14 protein-coding genes are annotated in these 17,521 nt (G+C 57.1%); 3 read left to right on the top strand and 11 right to left on the bottom strand.

All coding sequences use genetic code 11. The features are described from left to right. Positions 1–3 precede the first annotated feature (3 nt). Genes D9K61_RS16980 through D9K61_RS16955 form a run of 6 tightly spaced genes read right to left on the bottom strand, consistent with a single transcriptional unit; the run spans position 4 to position 6,007 of the window. Entirely contained in the window at positions 4–756 is a 753-nt protein-coding gene (locus tag D9K61_RS16980; protein ID WP_120634374.1) for a polysaccharide deacetylase family protein, read from the bottom strand. Then, on the bottom strand, positions 753–1,895 hold the full coding sequence (locus D9K61_RS16975) for a glycosyltransferase family protein (protein WP_120634373.1): 1,143 nt from the start codon (positions 1,893–1,895) through the stop codon (positions 753–755). Before D9K61_RS16975 ends, D9K61_RS16980 begins: the two co-directional genes overlap by 4 nt. Continuing rightward, on the bottom strand, positions 1,895–2,476 hold the full coding sequence (locus D9K61_RS16970) for a histidine phosphatase family protein (protein WP_120634372.1): 582 nt from the start codon (positions 2,474–2,476) through the stop codon (positions 1,895–1,897). The genes D9K61_RS16975 and D9K61_RS16970 overlap by 1 nt, the downstream gene beginning before the upstream one ends. Beyond that, on the bottom strand, positions 2,473–3,549 hold the full coding sequence (locus D9K61_RS16965) for a glycosyltransferase family 4 protein (protein WP_120634371.1): 1,077 nt from the start codon (positions 3,547–3,549) through the stop codon (positions 2,473–2,475). Before D9K61_RS16965 ends, D9K61_RS16970 begins: the two co-directional genes overlap by 4 nt. After that, entirely contained in the window at positions 3,549–4,796 is a 1,248-nt protein-coding gene (locus D9K61_RS16960) for a glycosyltransferase family 4 protein (RefSeq protein ID WP_120634370.1), read from the bottom strand. Before D9K61_RS16960 ends, D9K61_RS16965 begins: the two co-directional genes overlap by 1 nt. Continuing rightward, the gene (locus tag D9K61_RS16955; protein WP_174235109.1) at positions 4,793–6,007 is read right to left on the bottom strand and encodes a glycosyltransferase family protein; all 1,215 of its coding nucleotides are present in this window, start codon (positions 6,005–6,007) and stop codon (positions 4,793–4,795) included. The genes D9K61_RS16960 and D9K61_RS16955 overlap by 4 nt, the downstream gene beginning before the upstream one ends. A 389-nt stretch (positions 6,008–6,396) precedes the next feature. Between D9K61_RS16955 and D9K61_RS16950 the strand changes: the two genes are divergently transcribed. Continuing rightward, positions 6,397–8,772 carry a mechanosensitive ion channel domain-containing protein gene (locus tag D9K61_RS16950; protein ID WP_120634369.1) on the top strand — a complete coding sequence of 792 codons (2,376 nt, stop codon included), beginning with the start codon at positions 6,397–6,399 and terminating at the stop codon, positions 8,770–8,772. An 87-nt stretch (positions 8,773–8,859) separates the two neighbouring features. Here D9K61_RS16950 and D9K61_RS16945 read toward each other — a convergent pair whose 3' ends face one another. Genes D9K61_RS16945 through D9K61_RS16925 form a run of 5 tightly spaced genes read right to left on the bottom strand, consistent with a single transcriptional unit; the run spans position 8,860 to position 16,083 of the window. Next, positions 8,860–10,215, bottom strand: coding sequence for a CoA transferase (locus D9K61_RS16945; RefSeq protein WP_120634368.1), 1,356 nt, complete (start codon positions 10,213–10,215; stop codon positions 8,860–8,862). Further along, entirely contained in the window at positions 10,212–11,366 is a 1,155-nt protein-coding gene (locus tag D9K61_RS16940; protein WP_120634367.1) for an ABC transporter permease, read from the bottom strand. Before D9K61_RS16940 ends, D9K61_RS16945 begins: the two co-directional genes overlap by 4 nt. Next, positions 11,363–12,391 (bottom strand): ABC transporter permease, encoded by a 1,029-nt coding sequence (locus tag D9K61_RS16935; protein ID WP_120634366.1) that lies wholly within the window; start codon positions 12,389–12,391, stop codon positions 11,363–11,365. The genes D9K61_RS16940 and D9K61_RS16935 overlap by 4 nt, the downstream gene beginning before the upstream one ends. 13 nt (positions 12,392–12,404) lie before the next feature. Further along, the gene (locus D9K61_RS16930; protein ID WP_120634365.1) at positions 12,405–14,318 is read right to left on the bottom strand and encodes an ABC transporter substrate-binding protein; all 1,914 of its coding nucleotides are present in this window, start codon (positions 14,316–14,318) and stop codon (positions 12,405–12,407) included. Then, complete coding sequence (locus tag D9K61_RS16925; RefSeq protein ID WP_120634364.1) at positions 14,311–16,083, bottom strand: ABC transporter ATP-binding protein; 1,773 nt, start codon at positions 16,081–16,083, stop codon at positions 14,311–14,313. The genes D9K61_RS16930 and D9K61_RS16925 overlap by 8 nt, the downstream gene beginning before the upstream one ends. Positions 16,084–16,282: 199 nt before the next feature. Between D9K61_RS16925 and D9K61_RS16920 the strand changes: the two genes are divergently transcribed. Together D9K61_RS16920 and D9K61_RS16915 are read left to right on the top strand one after the other, a co-directional pair. After that, positions 16,283–16,813 (top strand): class I SAM-dependent methyltransferase, encoded by a 531-nt coding sequence (locus D9K61_RS16920; protein WP_120634363.1) that lies wholly within the window; start codon positions 16,283–16,285, stop codon positions 16,811–16,813. 19 nt (positions 16,814–16,832) lie between these two features. Next, on the top strand, positions 16,833–17,462 hold the full coding sequence (locus D9K61_RS16915; protein WP_120634362.1) for a glutathione S-transferase: 630 nt from the start codon (positions 16,833–16,835) through the stop codon (positions 17,460–17,462). Positions 17,463–17,521: the final 59 nt, after the last annotated feature.

Here is a 17,521-nt window from a genome sequence, read left to right as displayed (position 1 = left end):
TTATCAGGTTCTTGGGGCAGTCCAGATTTTCGCGGGACCATCCACGAGTTTGCGCAGCAACGCCTTGGTAAAGTCCCAAATGTCTTGATCATGGACCAGATGGTGGGTCAATACGCCAAAGGGTTCGGTGTTGTCGGCACGCCCTTCGCGACGATCCCGCAACAGATCAGCCGTTCGGATGATTAACGTATCAGCGGGGATCAATCCACGACCTCCGTGCCAGTCAATCGGGTCGATGTGTGTGTTGATCTGGTCCAAACCCGGTGCAGCCTGCGCTTGTTTGCGGGGCGTTGCGGTTGAGAGGATGCGAAAGCCAACCTCTGGCAACCGGGCTACCGCTTCTGCATCGATGCGGTTCCAGGGGGGCACGAACATGGGGCGGAGGTCGTCGCCGAATAGGTCTTTGAGCTTTGAATAGCCCGCCCGCGCATCAGCAACAATGTCCTCCAGCGGGCGATACAATCCGAACTCAGATTTTTTTTCGCCCTTTGGCGCATGGTTCATATGCGCCCAGCCGTGAACAACGGGAACCAGAGTTGGTCGTTGCGAGGTGTAGGCTACCAAATCGGGATCAACGTCGCGCGGTATGATTGCCAGATGAACCGGAAGACCCAACTGCTCCGACATGTCGGACAGCCTGTCCAACTGAGGGGTCCGACTGACCGTATCATCGTCTCGCCACCACAGTGGCAGAGAGATCCCCTGATCAAGCCAAAGCTTTAGCTCGGCATCAAGCGGCTGCCAGCCCGGGATCATTGGAGTTTCTCCAGAAGACGCTTTGTGATTTCGACTGTCTGCTGCGCACCATCAAATCCCTGATCCCGCGGAAGACGAGGCCCATCGGAAATGACACGCTCGACAGCGCTGGCCAAGGTCGCACCGGTCAGGTTTTGACTGGCCAGAACTTCAATCGCTGGCAGCTCGGACAAACTGTGGGCTCTCAGCCCCTGTTCAACTTCTTTGCCGTCATCGAACGGAACAAATACGGCAGGGGTACCACTTTGCAGCAAGTCCAACGCTGTGTTGTAGCCACACATACTGACCGAGGCGGCGGCATGAGGCAGCATCTGGCGAAAATCCGGGCGCACGGGTTCCAATGTCACTGACGCACCTTTTGCCAGTTCAGCCAGCTCGGCAATACGGATTTTGGCGTCCTGTCCACCAACCAACAGGCGCCAGCGCCTGTTGGATATCTTTCGGGCGGCCTCGATGGCCGCACGAAAGATCGGCTGCCCCACTGACCCGCCACCGGCACTGACAAGAACCTCGTCCTGGCCGATAGCTTCAGGGTGGGGTCGGGGCGGTTCAGGTGCAACAAAACCAGTGTAGTGCAACCGCGCGGCCAGTTTTTCCGAGACCGGCCAGCTGACAGACAATGGTGTTATGCTTTCGGTGGAGTGCACCAAGATGCCGTCATAATAGCGTTCGACAATGTCGTCAGCACGGGTGGCCTTCGACGGTTTTGACGGGGGCGCCAGAATGTCACGGATCGATCCGAGTATGAGTGGCCTGTTGGAAAGGCCCTGCGCGGTGGTCAGGGCCGCGTCGAATTCGGCAGCTAGCGATCTGCGCCCAAACGGATAGAGCTCGGTGATCAAAACCTGCGGCTGAAAGCTTTGAACCGCCTGGGTCAGTGCGGTTGCGCGGGCTGCTTTATAGGCGTCATCGGTGACGTCATTTTGGTCGGTCAGCAGTCGGGTAAAATCTGTCCCATCAGATCGCAACGGCGGCAGCCCAAACAATGTCACGCCGTCGCTGTTCAACTGCGGCGCAGGCATGCCGCCTGACGTGACCATAACGTCATGCCCATCCTCGGCGAAAGCCCGTCCCAGTGTCAAAGCGCGGCTCAGATGGCCCGTGCCCAGCAAATGCGTGACGATGATCATCACCTTCATCAGAGGGCCTTTCGGTTAATCAGGCGAACAGGATCAGCGTCGGGAGACATATCTGCTAAATCAACGATATAGAACCGATTGCGTTTGATTTTGAACGGCGCTGGGCCGTTGAAACCCCAACCCCAGGCCTTCGCCAGAATGACCCGCATGATCCCGATATGGCAAACGGCGATCGTATCGGACCGCAGACCTGAAACCCAAGGGGACAACCGGACCCAGACCTCGGCCGGACTTTCGCCGTTTGGGGGGCGATAGTCCCATCCCCAATCCTCGATATGCTTATAGCCGCTGTCGGCATCCGCAATCAGATCTACTCCGCGCAGGCCCTCCCAGTCTCCCCAGTTCATTTCAATCAACGCATCAGACATCCGGGGCGGTTGGCCGGTAACAAGGCGGGCGGTTTCGCTGGCACGCTGCAACGGGCTGGACCAGATGTCTGCCGCTTTCCAGTGATCGGGAAGATCGTACCCCGACAAGTCATCCCGCGCGGTCTGGTCCAGCGGAATGTCACTGCGCCCCTGAATGCGCCCGGCCCGATTCCAATCTGTGTGTCCGTGACGGAGCAAGGCCAACCGGGTCATGACGATGCCTTTAGCATTGGACGAATGGTAGACCAGAATTGTTCGGTCGCTTTGGGCATCAGATGGTGGTGCCCGATATGGTCGCGCGCCTTTGAGCCAATAGAACGGCAGAGGAGCGGATCATTCAGAAACTGTTGCATACGCTTGGCAAGACCCACTGAGCCTGCGCTGACCGGCGGGTAATCAGATGGGAACAGCACATCCCGCACGCCGGGCCGGTCTTGTGCGACCACCGGCAGACCCGCTGCCTGCGCTTCAAGGTAGATCATACCGTATGCTTCATTCACTCCAGGCCATACCAGAAAAGATGAACGCCCATATACGTCCTGCAAAGCATCACGGTTTAGTTCACCCAGAAATTCAACCTTGTTTCCAAAGGGTGCCATAAGGGCTTTGACTTCGGCCCGGGCAGGGCCATCGCCTGCGATCTCCAGACGCCAATCGCCTTTCAACAAAGACAAGGACTCGGCCAGAATTGCGTAGGACGCCAATTTGTCACCATGCCGCATCATTCCAACCGCGAGAATCGGACCATGGCCAGAAGTTTCCAAGGGTAAATCACAGATCGGCAAGAAGGGTGGAAGTTCGACCAATGCCTGATCACGATACCGGTCTCGTTCCAATGTGATCAGGTCATTTGCGGTGTGGTAGAAGATTGTATGGGCGGCATCGCACGCATCATGCGCAGATTGCGCGAACCCGGCCCACGGACCCATCAAACGGCTGGAGGCGCGGGTGCTTTCCAGTTGGATGTAGGGGATTCCCCTTGCCGCGCAAACCTGGGGTCCCAGTAAATCGGGGGCTTTGTAATAATTGTGGTACGTCACCCAAAGGTCGGTATCCAACGGCATCTGGGCGATCAGCCGTTTTGCTTCAACCTGCGCCGTGTCACGTAGCGTATTTTGCAGGGAAGGGTTCCCCGTTTTGTCATAGATACGAAGACGGGACACCAGATCGATTGCATCACCTTGAGCTGCGATGGCTTTCATCAGGTTTCGGGCCATTTCGCGATCGCCCGAAGGTTTCGGACTGTCCGGAGCTTTCATCGGTGCATAAAAGGCAACTCGGGCCATTACGCTGCATCCGAACACAAAGCATTCAGCCGCGCAGACAGACGCGCAATGCCGGGGTCCATTCTGAACTCAGCGATCAGGCGGTGGTAGGCGGCGTCGGCCATCCGAGCTGAATTTCCAGGGTTCGACGCCATCGCTGATATTGCGGCGGCCAGCGATGCGGGGTTGTCATCAGACAGAACGCCATGCGTTCCTGTCTCGATGAACTCTGGAATGGCCGACACTGGCGTCGACAAGATCGGTAGCAATTGCGAGGCTGCTTCCATCAAGACATTGGGCAACCCATCGCGATCACCATCGGCTGCGATGCGGCTTGGCAGTACAAACAAGTCGGCAGCTCGCATGGCCTGGATCACTTCCGGCTGATCGCACGGGCCCTGCCAGGTGATCCTGTGGCCGATTCCCGTGGCCTCGGCCCGTTCAAACAATGCGTCGCCGAGAGAGCCGCCGCCAATGTGAGTCCAGTGCCAATCGAGCGATGCGGGCAGCAAGGCAAACGCGTCGATCAGGCGGTCAAAGCCTTTTTTCTCGACCAGACGCCCGACAGACACCATGTGAAACGAGCTATCAGTTGCGCGCTGCGCGCGCTTGGGTGGTGTCGGAAACCGGGTCAGGTCCAGCCCGTGATAGATTAGATCGACGCGCCCCCGGTCGTCTGCCAGCCCACGCAGGTGGTCCGCACCGACGGCCGTACAGGTTGCACCAAATTGGGCGCCATGGGTTTTGGCCTGCAACTTTTCTCGCTTTTCCCAGTCAGGCGATGTCCAAATATCTTTGGCATGGGCTGAAAAGCTCCACGGGATACCGCGCATGATCGCCGCGTATCGCGCGACCGAAGAGGGTGTGTGCATGAAATGCGCATATAGGCCTTGTGTCGCCTCAGGCAATTCTGCGGCCAATACACAAGCCTGACCAAAGCGGCGAATGCGGTTGTGCGTTGGGTCCCGGCGCAAATCCCGGCGCCAGACATCATAGGCTTCGGCATAACCGGGCAAGTGCTGGGCACGATGTCGCGCCGCCCAAACGCGTTGAGGCTCGTCAAAAAGATACTCGGGCAGGTAATGCACCTGTCCCGTAAACCGGTCGTGCAGGGGATGGCGTTTGGTGTCGGTCGGGTGGCGCAGCGACCAGATGTCAAACTGATGCCCGACATCCTGCAAAGCAACGAGTTCCTGGGCGATGAACGTCTCAGACAGGCGTGGCCAGCCTTTGACCAACACCGCCAACTTGGGGGCGGTCGTGGTCATCCGGTGGCCCGTTCCTGTTCCCGGCTTAGCAATGTATCAATGCGATCAGTGACGTAGTCCAGCCCGTCCAGCAAACCGTCCTGGATAGTCTGCGACGGTAAGTTTTGATGCGGCAGGTTGCGGATGGCTTGGATCATCGAGTCGGGAGTCAAACCATCGCGGGTCTCGTCCAACATTCGCACAAGACCCAGACCCTCGGCGCGTGATGCCCGGATCCACTGTTCCAGACGCGGGGTGGTGCGGGGGACGATGACGGCGCGTTTGTCGAAGGACAGAACCTCGCAGAACGTGTTGTAGCCACCCATACAAACCACACCGGCGGCACCGGCAAAAAGTGTTTCAATCTGGGATTCAAACCCGACCGCCGTGACGCGACCATCCAGTGCGGCGACGCGGGTCTCAAACTCCTCGCGCAACTCGCCTGACAAGAAAGGGCCGTAAACCAGTACCGCGCGAGGCGACAGGTTGGGGTCTTTCTCATAAGCGGACAAAACCAGATTGACCATGGCCTTGCCGTCACCACCACCACCGGGCGTAATCAGAATATAGGGTTGTTCGGGGGATTCACCGATCGGACCAAGATCGCGACGCAGGTAACCGGTCCAGTGGATACGGGACTGAGCAGCGGGGCTTAGCGGCAGCCCTTCAGTCGGATCGTAGATTGACCGCAATCCATATACCCAGATTTCGTGATAGAACCGCTCTGTCGCGGCGATGGCATCCTTGCGGGCCCATTCGGCGGCCAGAACCTCGGGTTCGTCCAGAACGTCGCGCAAGCCAAGGATCAGCTTGATGCCACTATCGTTTTCCATTTGCTTCAACGTTGGCAGCAGCTCACCCCGGAACCCTGTGGGTTCTTTGTCGACGATCAACACGTCAGGATTAAACTGTTGAACCGCCGTTTGAATCAGACCCGAACGCAGTTCGGTGACCTCATCGATGCCCATCCCTATCGTGCGCGCGGCATAAGACCCATCAGCCCGCTTGGTCACGCCCGGCAGCCGCACGTGGTCAACCCGACGTGGAAAGGTGAATCGGCCAGCAACGGGTGATCCCGTCAGGATCAGCGCAGATGCGCTGGGATCTGCCTGCGTCATCGCCGCAGCTAGGGCGCGCGAACGCCGCAGATGGCCCAGCCCGAACGTGTCATGACTGTAAAACAGGATACGCGGCGCGCGGTTCGACTTGGTTTTAGCTATGCTTAGGCTCATACATTTGCCTGTCTTCTAGGTCGTTAGGCGGTATCCGCGCGTTCGCAGACGTTATCTTACATTCCTTGGCGGCGCTTGCCAAAGGCAGAAGCGTATTCCCGCAAATGTGCTAAGCATTGCGATTTGGCAACAGGATATTGATGGATTCGCGGCATATCGCACCAGAGTTTGGCATTGGTCGCAGAATGATCGAGAAAACAGCAAACGGGACGGCACTCAGACACAAAATCGGTCATAGTCAATTTTCCCTGAATTGAAAATACCCGCAGTGGTCTTGTGCGCCGAGAACACGTCTCGACACGATGTTGAGATTGTCGGCTGTGAAGATTTGTATAGACCCATGTGGTTCTGTAATCTGCCCGCATCGGAAAAATTGGATACAAGACCCTATGAAACCAAACTTTCTGGCCGGACTTGTCCTGGCATTCTGGACCCTTTTTCTGGCCTTTCCTGTCAGCGTGGCGGCGCAAACATCGTTGATACCGGGGTATCCGACGGGGTCAAGCGACGAGGCTGAAACCACGAGTGACAGCGATCTGGCCGCTGCGATCCGGGCTGCAAGCGAAGCGGGTGCAAGCGTCATCGTGATTGATAGCGCTGGACAGGTCGCAACTGCGACGACACCGGGTGGGACCACCGTTGATGAGGATGCGTCGGACAACCCGATGGCCAACGGGTCGCAGCTGATGAAGGCGCAGGAACGGTTTTCGAAGTTCCGCGAGTCGGTGGAATCACGTCTTGAAGCGCTGCCTTATTCAGTTTTTGAAGTGCAGTACATTCTGCGACAGACCAGTCCGGATGGTCGAATACAGACCTATTTTGAAGTTCTGGGCTGGAACATCCTGTTCCTTTTGCTGGGGCGATGGCTGTCCATCGAGATTTACGGCAAGCGTATCGCAAAGCGATATGTCGTCGCCAAGATAAAAGAAAACCCGCAAGGGTACCGTGAGAAGATGCCGTTCCTCGTAATGCGTTTTCTGACAGGAATTGGAGCTACGATTTTTGCCATGCTGATGGCGCTGATCGTCGGGTATCTGGTGTTTGGCGAATCCGAAGATATCTCAATCCAGTTTACAGTGACGGCCGTCTTTACAGCCTTCTTCTTGTCTCGCACAGCCTCGGATCTGTGGCGGATGGTTCTGTCGCCATATCTGAGCCAGTACCGTTTACCGCCCTTTTCTGACCGCCATGCAAAGCGGCTGTATTACTGGGCGTCAGCTTTGGCGACATATGACATCTCGGTGGCATTGTTTTCGACTTGGGTGGCTGATTTTGGCCTGAACTACAACGTATACGCGATGGTCTATGGCGGGCTGACGATGTTGGGGGCCGTCGGCAATGTTTTGATGATCCTGTTCAACGCGGGCGCTATTTCACATGCAATCCGCGGTGGGCGGGCGGCGGATCAGGTGTCGTGGATTTTGCGCTTCATCTCCTATGGATGGGCGCCGGTATTGATCGTTTACATGGTGTTCAGCTGGTTCAAGCTGGCGGTCGACCTGGTTCTGGAAAACGAGAACTCGCTGCCGATCGTGGCCAGCAGCTATGCAATTTTCATGTCCGTGGTCGTGGCTTATGGCGCGATGAACTATCTGCTTGAACGGTATTTTGACCGCAATCGCCGGCTGGAAGAAATCAACAGCGATGCCGATGGCGAGGATGACCCCAGCGAAGGAACGGAAACTCCTGAGGCCGAGCAGAGAAAACACACGATCCTGACCTATGAAGATCTGGCGCGGCGTGTGGCCGGGATTCTGGCCTTTGTCGTCGGTCTGTATGCGCTTGTGGTGATCTGGAACCCGGATGCCAGTTGGAGTGAGGACCTGCCGATTGAACGGGCGTTGGATGTGATGGTCATCCTGTTCATGGGTTACATCCTGTTCCACTTCTTCCGTATCTGGATCGACAGTAAAATCGCGGAAGAAGAGGTGGAAGTTGGCGACGCAGAGCTGGGTGATGAGGGCGGCGATGGCGGACAAAGTCGGCTGGCCACGTTGTTGCCGCTGTTCCGTGGGGCTATTCTGGCTGTGGTTGTCGTGACCATTGCCCTGATTGTTCTGATGGAACTGGGCATAAACGTCAGCCCATTGTTCGCGGGTGCTGGTGTCGTCGGTCTGGCCGTCGGCTTTGGCTCGCAAACTCTGGTGCGTGACATCTTTTCCGGGGCCTTCTTTTTGATGGACGATGCCTTTCGCAAGGGAGAGTACATCGACATCGGGGATGTGAAAGGGACGGTCGAGAAAATATCGGTCCGCTCGTTCCAGTTACGCCATCACCTAGGCGCGCTGAACACCATTCCGTTTGGCGAAATCAAAGTGCTGACCAATTACTCGCGTGATTGGGTGATCATGAAACTGCCGCTGCGTGTGACCTATGACACGGATGTCGAAAAGGTGCGCAAATTGATCAAGAAGCTGGGGCAGGAGTTGCTTACCGATCCAGTAATAGGGGAAAACTTCATCCAACCGCTCAAATCGCAGGGCGTGATCGAGATGCAGGATTCGGCGATGATCATCCGGGTCAAATTCATGACCAAGCCGGGCGATCAGTGGTTGGTGCGCAAACGTGTGTATCAGGATATCCGAGAGCTGTTTGCGCGTGAGGACATTCGTTTTGCCCACCGTGAGGTTACGGTGCGTCTGGCAGATAACAAAGACACGGAAGACCTGACGCCCAGAGAGCGCGAAGCAGTGACCGGTGCGGTTCAGGCGGCAATTGATGAGGATTACCTTGATGATATCGGACCTGGCGGAGATGACCGTTAACGAGGTCTCCCGCCGCATTGGACAACGTCTCTGACGAGACATTACCCAATGCGTTGGGCCGGGCCGCGCGTTCCGCGCGGCGGTTGGTCAGGTGGTCAGGGACGGCCAATTCGGTTCGGCTGTGCCCAGTTTCGAGGCCGGGCTCGACCACCGCATCTTGGCCCTTCCAACACTCAACGCCGGTTTGAGGCGGTGTCCGGGGCCCCAGCCGGACGGCTCGGTTGCCGCTGAGTAGTCCTTATCAGTGGCTTCGATTGCTTTATCGTCTGATCCTGTTTTGCCCAAAACCGCCAGTAACTCGGCCGTTCGGGCCAGCGACAGATGGGCATGCATGATCGAATTGCCCGACGCAGCCTCGGCCAGCGCAGATAGCACTGAGGCGGCCATCAGATATCCGGTGGCATGATCCAACGCCTGAACGGGCAAGGGCGTCGGTTTATCGGCGCTTGCCCAGCCCATCCCCGCATGAGCGATGCCAGCGCTCATCTGTACCAGACTGTCGAAACCGCGCCGCGATGACCATGGTCCTTGCCATCCATAGGCGTCCAACGTGACCTCGACCCTGTTCGGGGCCAGTTCGTCCCGCTTGGATTTTGTTAGCCCAAGAGCATCCAGCGCGCCGGGTCGATAGCCATGAACGAAGACATCGGCCCTCGCTAGCAGGTCTTGCAGATGCTCAAACCCCTCTGGCGTTTTCACATCAAGATATGCGCAGGCTTTACCTAGTGAGATATCCGGGATCACGCCGGGCTCGTCCCATTCCGGAGGATCGATACGCAGAACTTCGGCACCAAACCCAGCGAGTGTTCGGGTCGAGACAGGCCCGGCTAGAACGCGGGTCAGGTCGAGGACGCGCAGCCCGGCCAGAGGACGCGCCGCAGTCGCCTGAGATCGATCACGCAGTTTGATGCTTCGAGGTCCTTGCCAGCCAATCAAAGGGTCGCGGGCAACGGCGCGGCCTTGTGGGTGGTCTTGCCACTCAGAGCGGCTGCGCATAGCCGCCGCGACCCCACCTTCCGCCACGATAGCGGCCTCAAGTTCTGCGACTGCTCGGGATCTGACAGCCTGAGTAACAGCGACCCTGTCTGCAGGTGTTTCCAGAACTCTCAGGGCTGCATCTCGGTGACGCGGAAGGTTGGTGTGCAGCCGGATCCAGCCGTCAGAGGCCTGGTAGTTACCGGCAATTGCATCCCACAGATCGGGCATGTCCCAGCCGTCGGGTTTGAAGGAGTATCCAAACCAAAGCGACGCCAGCCGGTGATCGACTGTGACCTCGGGTGAAGTCGGTGTCAGGTTCAGTGCCGTCATCAGACGCGCCATCTCCTGTCCCACAGCAGCGACGCTTGCGGTGGCCAGTTCCGAGACTGCAAATGCACTGGGCAGCGCGCCAGAGCCCTTTTTCCGGTAGCCGTCCACGGCCGGAAGGGATGACAGCAAGCTCATTGCTGGTAGGGATCCAGACTGTCGCGCAGCCCGTCACCCAGGAAGTTGAATGCCAGCACAATGATGATGATCGGTAGCATCGGGATGGCAGTCCATGGGTAGATTTCGATCGAAGCTAGGTTTTGCGCATCGTTCAACATCACACCCCAACTGACAGCGGGTGCGCGCAGCCCTAGGCCCAGGAAGCTGAGCGCAGTTTCCCCAAGGATCATCGCAGGTATCGAAAGGGTGGCCGAGGCGATTAGGTGAGACATGAAATTGGGCAGAAGGTGCTTGCGGATCACCCGACCTGAACTTGCGCCCATCATCTCAGCAGCCCTGACGTATTCTTCTTCGCGCAACGACAGGAATTTCGCGCGCACGGATCTGGCCAGCCCGGGCCAATCGAGGATGCCCAGAATGATCGATATGATGAAGAAGACCGCAACCGGGCTCCAGTTAGACGGCACCGCTGCGGAAAGGGCCAGCCACAAGGGCAATTCGGGCAATGATCGCAAGACTTCGATCACCCGATTGATGACCCAGTCGATACGGCCGCCGAAGTATCCGGCCATCGAACCGAACAGGATGCCAAGGGAAAACGAAACCGAAATGCCGATAAGGCCCACGGTTAGCGACAATTGCGCCCCGTAGAGAATTCGGCTGAAAATGTCGCGGCCCAATCGGTCGGACCCCCACAGGAACAAAGTGGCGCCTTCTGGGGCACAGAACAGATGCGTATCTGTCGGGATAAGCCCGGCCAGCCGATATTCGGACCCTTCGCAGAAAAACCGGATGGGGCGTGGATCTTCGGTATCAGGAACAAATTTCCACTGGAACGTTTCCAGATCAGCCTCGGCCACGATCGGATAGACATATGGGCCTATGAAGGCGCCATCATGGAACCAGTTGACCGATTGTGGCGGGGCATACAGGTGCTCTCCGTTGCGTTCATTCGGGCCATAGGGGGCAATAAACCCTGCAAAAGGCAGCAGCAGGTAACACAGTAGCAGGAAGATGCCCGAGATAAGGCCCAATTTGTGCGTTCTGAATTTACGCCAGACCAACACCCAGTTCGGGGCGTCCAGGTCCGCACGCTCTAATTGCTGGACCGACGCCTGAGGATCAAACGGAGCGTCGTCGACAAAGCGGTCGTCGTTGCGGTCGGTCATGCTTCGCGCCCTTCGTATCGGATGCGTGGGTCAAGCATGACCAGCAAGATATCCGAGATCATGGTGCCGATCAGTGTCAGCAAGGCAACGAACATCAGGATAAAGGCCGACAGGAACTGATCCTGTGTCTTGAGTGCCGTCAGCAAGGTGGGACCAATGGTTTGCAGACCCAAAACCACCGAAACCAGAACAGAGCCCGAGATCATCGAAGGCAACAGGTTGCCGATGTCCGCTACAAAGGGGTTGAAGGCGACACGCAGCGGATACTTTGTCAGCATCCGGGCCGGTGCCATGCCTTTGGCGATAGCAGTTTCCACATAAGGCTTGCCCAACTCGTCCAACATGTTTGCGCGCAAGCGTTGCATCATGGCCGAGGCGCCAGAGGTGCCGATCACAAAGGTGGGGACGATCAGGTGGATCAGGATGGACTTCAGCTTTGCCCAACTCATGGGTTCGCCTTCAAAGGACGGGTCCATCAGACCGCCAATGGGAAGGTTGAAATACTGGTGCCCGTAGTAAAACAGGATCAGCGCCAGCAGAAAGTTTGGTGTTGCCAGACCCAGATACCCCACGAAGGCCGATGTATAATCGATCCATGTCCGGGATTTGGCGGCGGCGAGAACACCAAGCGGCAAGGCGACAGCGTAGACAAACAGGATTGCAGCCAGATTGACGACAACGGTTAGCCACAATGTGTCACCGACGATATCAGACACGGGACGATCAAACTCAAACGACCAGCCATAGTTGCCTTGCAGCAATCCGGAGAATCCGTGCGGACCGGGCCAGAACCCCATCCAGATCAGGTATTGCTCCCACATTGGGCGATCCAGCGCGTATTCAGCGCGTAGGAATTCTGCCTTGGCGACACCTGCGGACTGGCCCGAGGCCTGAAGTTCTGCAATCTGGTTGCTCAGATAGTCGCCGGGTGGAAGGTTGATGATGATGAATATCAAAACCGAGACCACCAACAACGTCAGCAGCATCGTGAAAAAGCGATACACCACATAGCGCAGCATGATCATTTAGCTGCTCCTGTCAGTCGGCGAAAAAGAACTCGTCCGGGCGGTGAATACCAAAATGTGCTCCGGGCTCCCAGGCCCACATGGCTTGTTCCGGGACGTTGCGCAAACGGTTCGACACCACGATCGGCTGAGGCGCGCCATTCAAAATCCCAATTGCGTATAACTGATCCGCATGGATATTGAGCATCTCGGTCCAAGCCGCTTCGCGCTCTTCATCATTTGCAGCAATTTCCCAATTGTGTGCCAGTTCCATCAGGCGTTCAGCCTCGGGCATGTCCGGGGCTTCGCCGACCTCACCGCTGGTTTGGTAGAATTGTCCCCATTTGGGCCAGGCCAGAAAGACCTGATCCGTCGGTGCCAGATAGGCGGGTGAGGTATGGGCCTGCGGAATGCCGTCATCCCAACCGAACCAGACCGAAGCCATGGTGTTCCCCGCAAATACACGATTGCGGAGGATGTCACGATCCAGCGGGCGCATCACCAGCTTGACGCCAATTTCCCGCCATGTGTCGGTTACGATTTGCAATGCGTTTTCGACTTCTTGCCGTTCGCCCGCAGTCTCGATCACCAGTTCCATTGGCCGACCGTCCGGCAGCAGGCGGATGCTCGACTTGTCCCGCTTATCCAACCCGGCTTCGTCGAGCAGGGCATTGGCCTGATCTACGTCGTAGGCCGCCCAGGACTGAGCGTTTTCCTCGCTGTAAAAGGGCGAAGCCGGAAGCACCGACATAGCGCCGGGATGCGCTAGCTTGAAGTACAGCGCCTGATTGATGGTCTTGCGGTCAATTCCAAGGGACAGTGCACGGCGGACCCGCACGTCGCGCAAAACATTGCGCCAGCCTTCATCATCGAAGTTCAGGTTGGGATAGATCGCAATCTGCGAGGCGACCCCGGTCTTCCAAAGTAGCGTTTTGTATCCGCCATTTGCCTCACCCTTTTTCAGGATCGACGCATCCCGAAAGGCCAGGCCTCGGCCTTGCAAGTCGCTTTCGCCAGCGTTGGTTTTGGCGGCCACCAGGCCAGGGGCGACGATTTCCATCTCGACAACGTCGATATACGGAAGCTGGACCCCGTTACTGTCAATCCGGTGGTAATAAGGGTTGCGCACAAAGTTGTGCCGGATCTTCTTGCCAGAACTGGCGTTCAGCCAGGGTTGCAAGGTGGGCAGTTCGTGATTGTCGAACTTATAAAGGTTGTCGAGCTTGTTGTGCAGCGCCGCCCAGCTTTTGACACGGGCATCTTCGACGTGAAAAGCAAGCTCTTCCTGATCCGCGAACTTCTCGTGGAACTGCTTCAGGAAGGCAGAAGGGCGATAGATAAACGGGGGCCGCGCTTGTGCCAACGACTGCAAGAAATCGGGGTTTGGGTCGTCCCACTCGTAGATCACCGTTGTCTCATCGGGAAATGAGACCGTTGGCAGTTTGCCTTCTACGATCAGGAAATCCGGTGGACCTGACGGGCTGAGCAATTCATTATTGGCCACATCTTCCCACCAATAGCGGAAATCTTCCGAGGTAAACGGTGTTCCGTTGGACCACTTGTGCCCTTCGCGCAGGTTCAGCGTGAATTTGCGATTGCCCTCGGTTTCGTACGAAGACAGCAGATCGGGGACAATTTTGTAACCCTGGTCAAACCCAACCAATCGCGCGTAACCGTAAACGACCATCTGCCGGATGTCCTTGGATCGGGTCACCATTGTCCGCAGGGTGCCGCCAGGCGTTCCGAAGTCGCGCCCCTTTGCAGCCAGATCAACAACCAATGGCTCCTTGGGCAGGCGATCTTGGACGGGCGGCAGATCGCCGGCATTTACTTCGGTTGCCCAGAACCCGCTTTCTTGCGGGGCAGGCGTGGTTTCTGCCGCAGCGGGCAACATCCACGCAGCGGTCAGCGAAGCGGCCAGGATCAGGGTGCGAGTGGTCTTATACATGGCAACGTACCTTATGGCCTGGTTCCAATTCCACCAGTGAAGGTATCACGGTGTCCGAGAAACGAAAGGCTTCGTCCCAACTGTCCGGCGCGCCGGCACCCAGTGAAACCATCTTCAGGTCGATTGGGCGATTGATGTCGGGTTCGGGTTGAGCGGCAATCAGCGCCTTGGTGTAGGGGTGGCGCGGATTGTAGAAAAGGGTCTCGGGTGGGGCTTGTTCCACGACAAGACCGCGCCGCATAACAGCGACCTCGTCAGCAATGCGCGCTACAACGGCAAGGTCGTGGGAAATAAAGAAGTAGGACAGATTCAAGCTGTCCTGTAGCCGTTCCAATAGGGTCAGGATTTGTTCCTGAACGGACACATCAAGTGCCGAGGTGGGCTCATCACAGACAATCAGTTGCGGATCCAGCATCATCGCACGCGCAATCGAAAGACGCTGTCGTTGCCCACCTGAAAAGGCATGTGGATAGCGTTTGAGCATATCTGCGTTCAGGCCAACGCGTTGCAGCATCTCGGATGCTTTGTCCCGTTGTTCTGAGGATGATCCGATGCGGTGAATCTCCAGCGGCTCGGTCATGGCATCCTGTATCCGCATCCGCGGGCTAAGCGAACTGTAGGGGTCCTGAAACACCATTTGCGCCTTGCGCTGAAACGCGGTGCGCTGGGCGCGTGTCATCTGATGAACTGGTATCGGATCCTCGTCCGGCGACGTGCGGAACAGAATCTCACCGCCCGGATCCGGAAGTTCGGCGCCCAGGGCGATACGGGCCGCCGTGGTTTTGCCCGAGCCACTTTCGCCGACAATTGCCAGCGTCTTGCCACGCGCCAGATTCAAGTCGACGCCCCGGCAGGCATGGATTGCCTTGTCAGACTGCCACCCTTTGCTGGACCGCATGGTGTAGGTTTTCGACACATTCTTCATCTGCAGGATCAGATCTTTGTTCGGCATCGGCAGGCCGACGGCATCCTGATCCGGAATTTCGGGTGCCGCGTCAAACAGTTGTTTGGTATAGGGATGCGCCGGGTTGGTGAGGATAGGGGCGGCTGGACCTGCCTCCATCACGCGACCTTTGTGCATGACCACGACTTTCTCGGCCATATTGGCGACGACACCCAGATCATGGGTGACAAGGATCAGCGCCATTCCGGTTTCGCGCTGCAGTTCCTTGATCAGCCCCAGGACCTGCGCTTGGGTGGTTACGTCCAATGCGGTGGTGGGTTCGTCTGCGATCAGCAGTTCAGGCTTTGACACCATGGCCATGGCGATCATGGCCCGCTGGCGCATTCCACCAGACAGCTCGAACGGATAAGAATCGTAGGCGCGTTGAGGGTCAGGAAAACCCACACGTTCGAACTGGGACAGGACTTCTTTGCGCGCCTGTGCTTCGGATGCATTGCGGTGCAGCCACAAAACTTCGCTGACCTGATTGCCGATTTTGTGCAAAGGGGACAGCGATCGCATGGGTTCCTGAAAGATCATCGAGACCCGGTTGCCGCGAATATCTCGCATTTCGCGTTCACTGATCGTCGTCAGCTCTGCCAGCCCCTTGGAGTCGTTCAAGGTGATGGTGCCACTGCGAATTTGGGCGATGCGGGGGAGAATACGCAAAGCGGCCCGGCACGATATCGTTTTCCCCGAACCGGATTCACCGACCAGTGCAAGTGTTTGCCCGGCCTCAACATCAAAATTCACACCTGTGACAACAGATTCTGCCGTGCCAAAGCCAATGCTGAGGTCTCTGACAGACAACAACGCGCTCATGCGGGTTTTCCACCCGGCTGGCCGTTCGATAACATCGGCTAAATCAACTCCCCGTGTTTTTTTGTGCAGTGTCGCCCGGTTCTGCCCGACTAGTCAAACCCGTTCTTGGGCTGAAATGCCGTGAAAATGTGAAACTTTGGACTTCTGTCCTACACAAAGTCTTGAGTTTTTGCCATCACAGGCGGCGTCGACCACATCTATGTTGGCGACTGGTATCAAGGAGAGATTTCCCGTGTCCGAGAATCAAAGCCGACTGGATCTGTTTATTGATCGCATGGTGTCGCAGCGTACCTGCCTGGATTTCGCGATTGGGCAAACCAACGACATGACAGGTCCTGTTTTCGAATTGGGCCTGGGAAACGGTCGAACCTATCACCACTTGGTGCAGCATATTCAGGGCCGTCCGGTATATGTATTTGAACGGGCGGTCGCGTCCCATCCGGATTCCACACCACCGGAAGACCGTGTTATCCTTGGCGATGTGCGCGAGACTTTACCAGCATCTGTTGAACGGTTCGGTGCATCTGCCAGTTTGATCCACGCTGATCTGGGTGGGCACAACCGGGAAAAGAACGATGCGTTTGCACGGTTTGTTTCGCCTCTGATTGAGCCTCTTTTGGCGCCGGGCGGGCTGATGGTTTCCAGCGATCGGATGTACTTTGATACACTGACCGAATTGCCGTTGCCCGATGGTGCGGTTGATGGGCGTTGCTTTATCTACCGCCGTTGATCCGCGAGGGAGGCAGACGATGATTTTCTATGATTGCTCCACGGCCCCAAATCCACGCCGCGCCCGTATGTTCATAGCCGAGAAAGGGTTGGAGATCGAGATCCGCGATATCTCGATTGCCAAAGGTGAACAACTGACCGAGGCGTTTCGTGTCGTGACCCCCCGCGCCACGATACCGGTTCTGATGACGGATGAGGGGACGGTGCTGACCGAAAATCTGGGCATTGCTGCTTACCTTGAAGCGCGATTTCCGGAACCGCCGTTGATGGGGCGGACGCCTGATGAAAAAGGATCGGTCCTGATGTGGAACGCAATTGTCGAGCAACAGGGCGGCATGCCGATTGCCGAGGCCCTGCGGAACACACACCCTGCATTTGCGGACAGGGCTATCCCCGGTCCCGTCAACTACCCCCAGATCCCGGACCTGGCGCAGCGAGGTTTTGACAGGACGAGGCTGTTCTTCGACCTGCTGGAGGACAGGCTAAAGGAAAGCCCATTTGTTGCGGGTGAGATGTTCACGCTTGCGGATATCTCGACCTTTGTTTTTGTCGATTTCGCGCGGGTTGTGAAAACGCGGATCCCTGAGGGAAACACAGCCACTCAGTCTTGGTTTGACGCTGTGAAATCCCGCCCCAGCGCGTCCCTGTAAAAACTGACGAATGTTTCGATTAATTTCACAAGGTAACTACTGTACAGAAATGTCTAGAC

Source organism: Ruegeria sp. EL01, from assembly GCF_900313035.1.
Classification (GTDB): Bacteria; Pseudomonadota; Alphaproteobacteria; order Rhodobacterales; family Rhodobacteraceae; genus Ruegeria.
The sequence above is the reverse complement of the archived record's forward strand: the minus strand, read 5'-3'. Positions and strand labels throughout refer to the sequence as shown.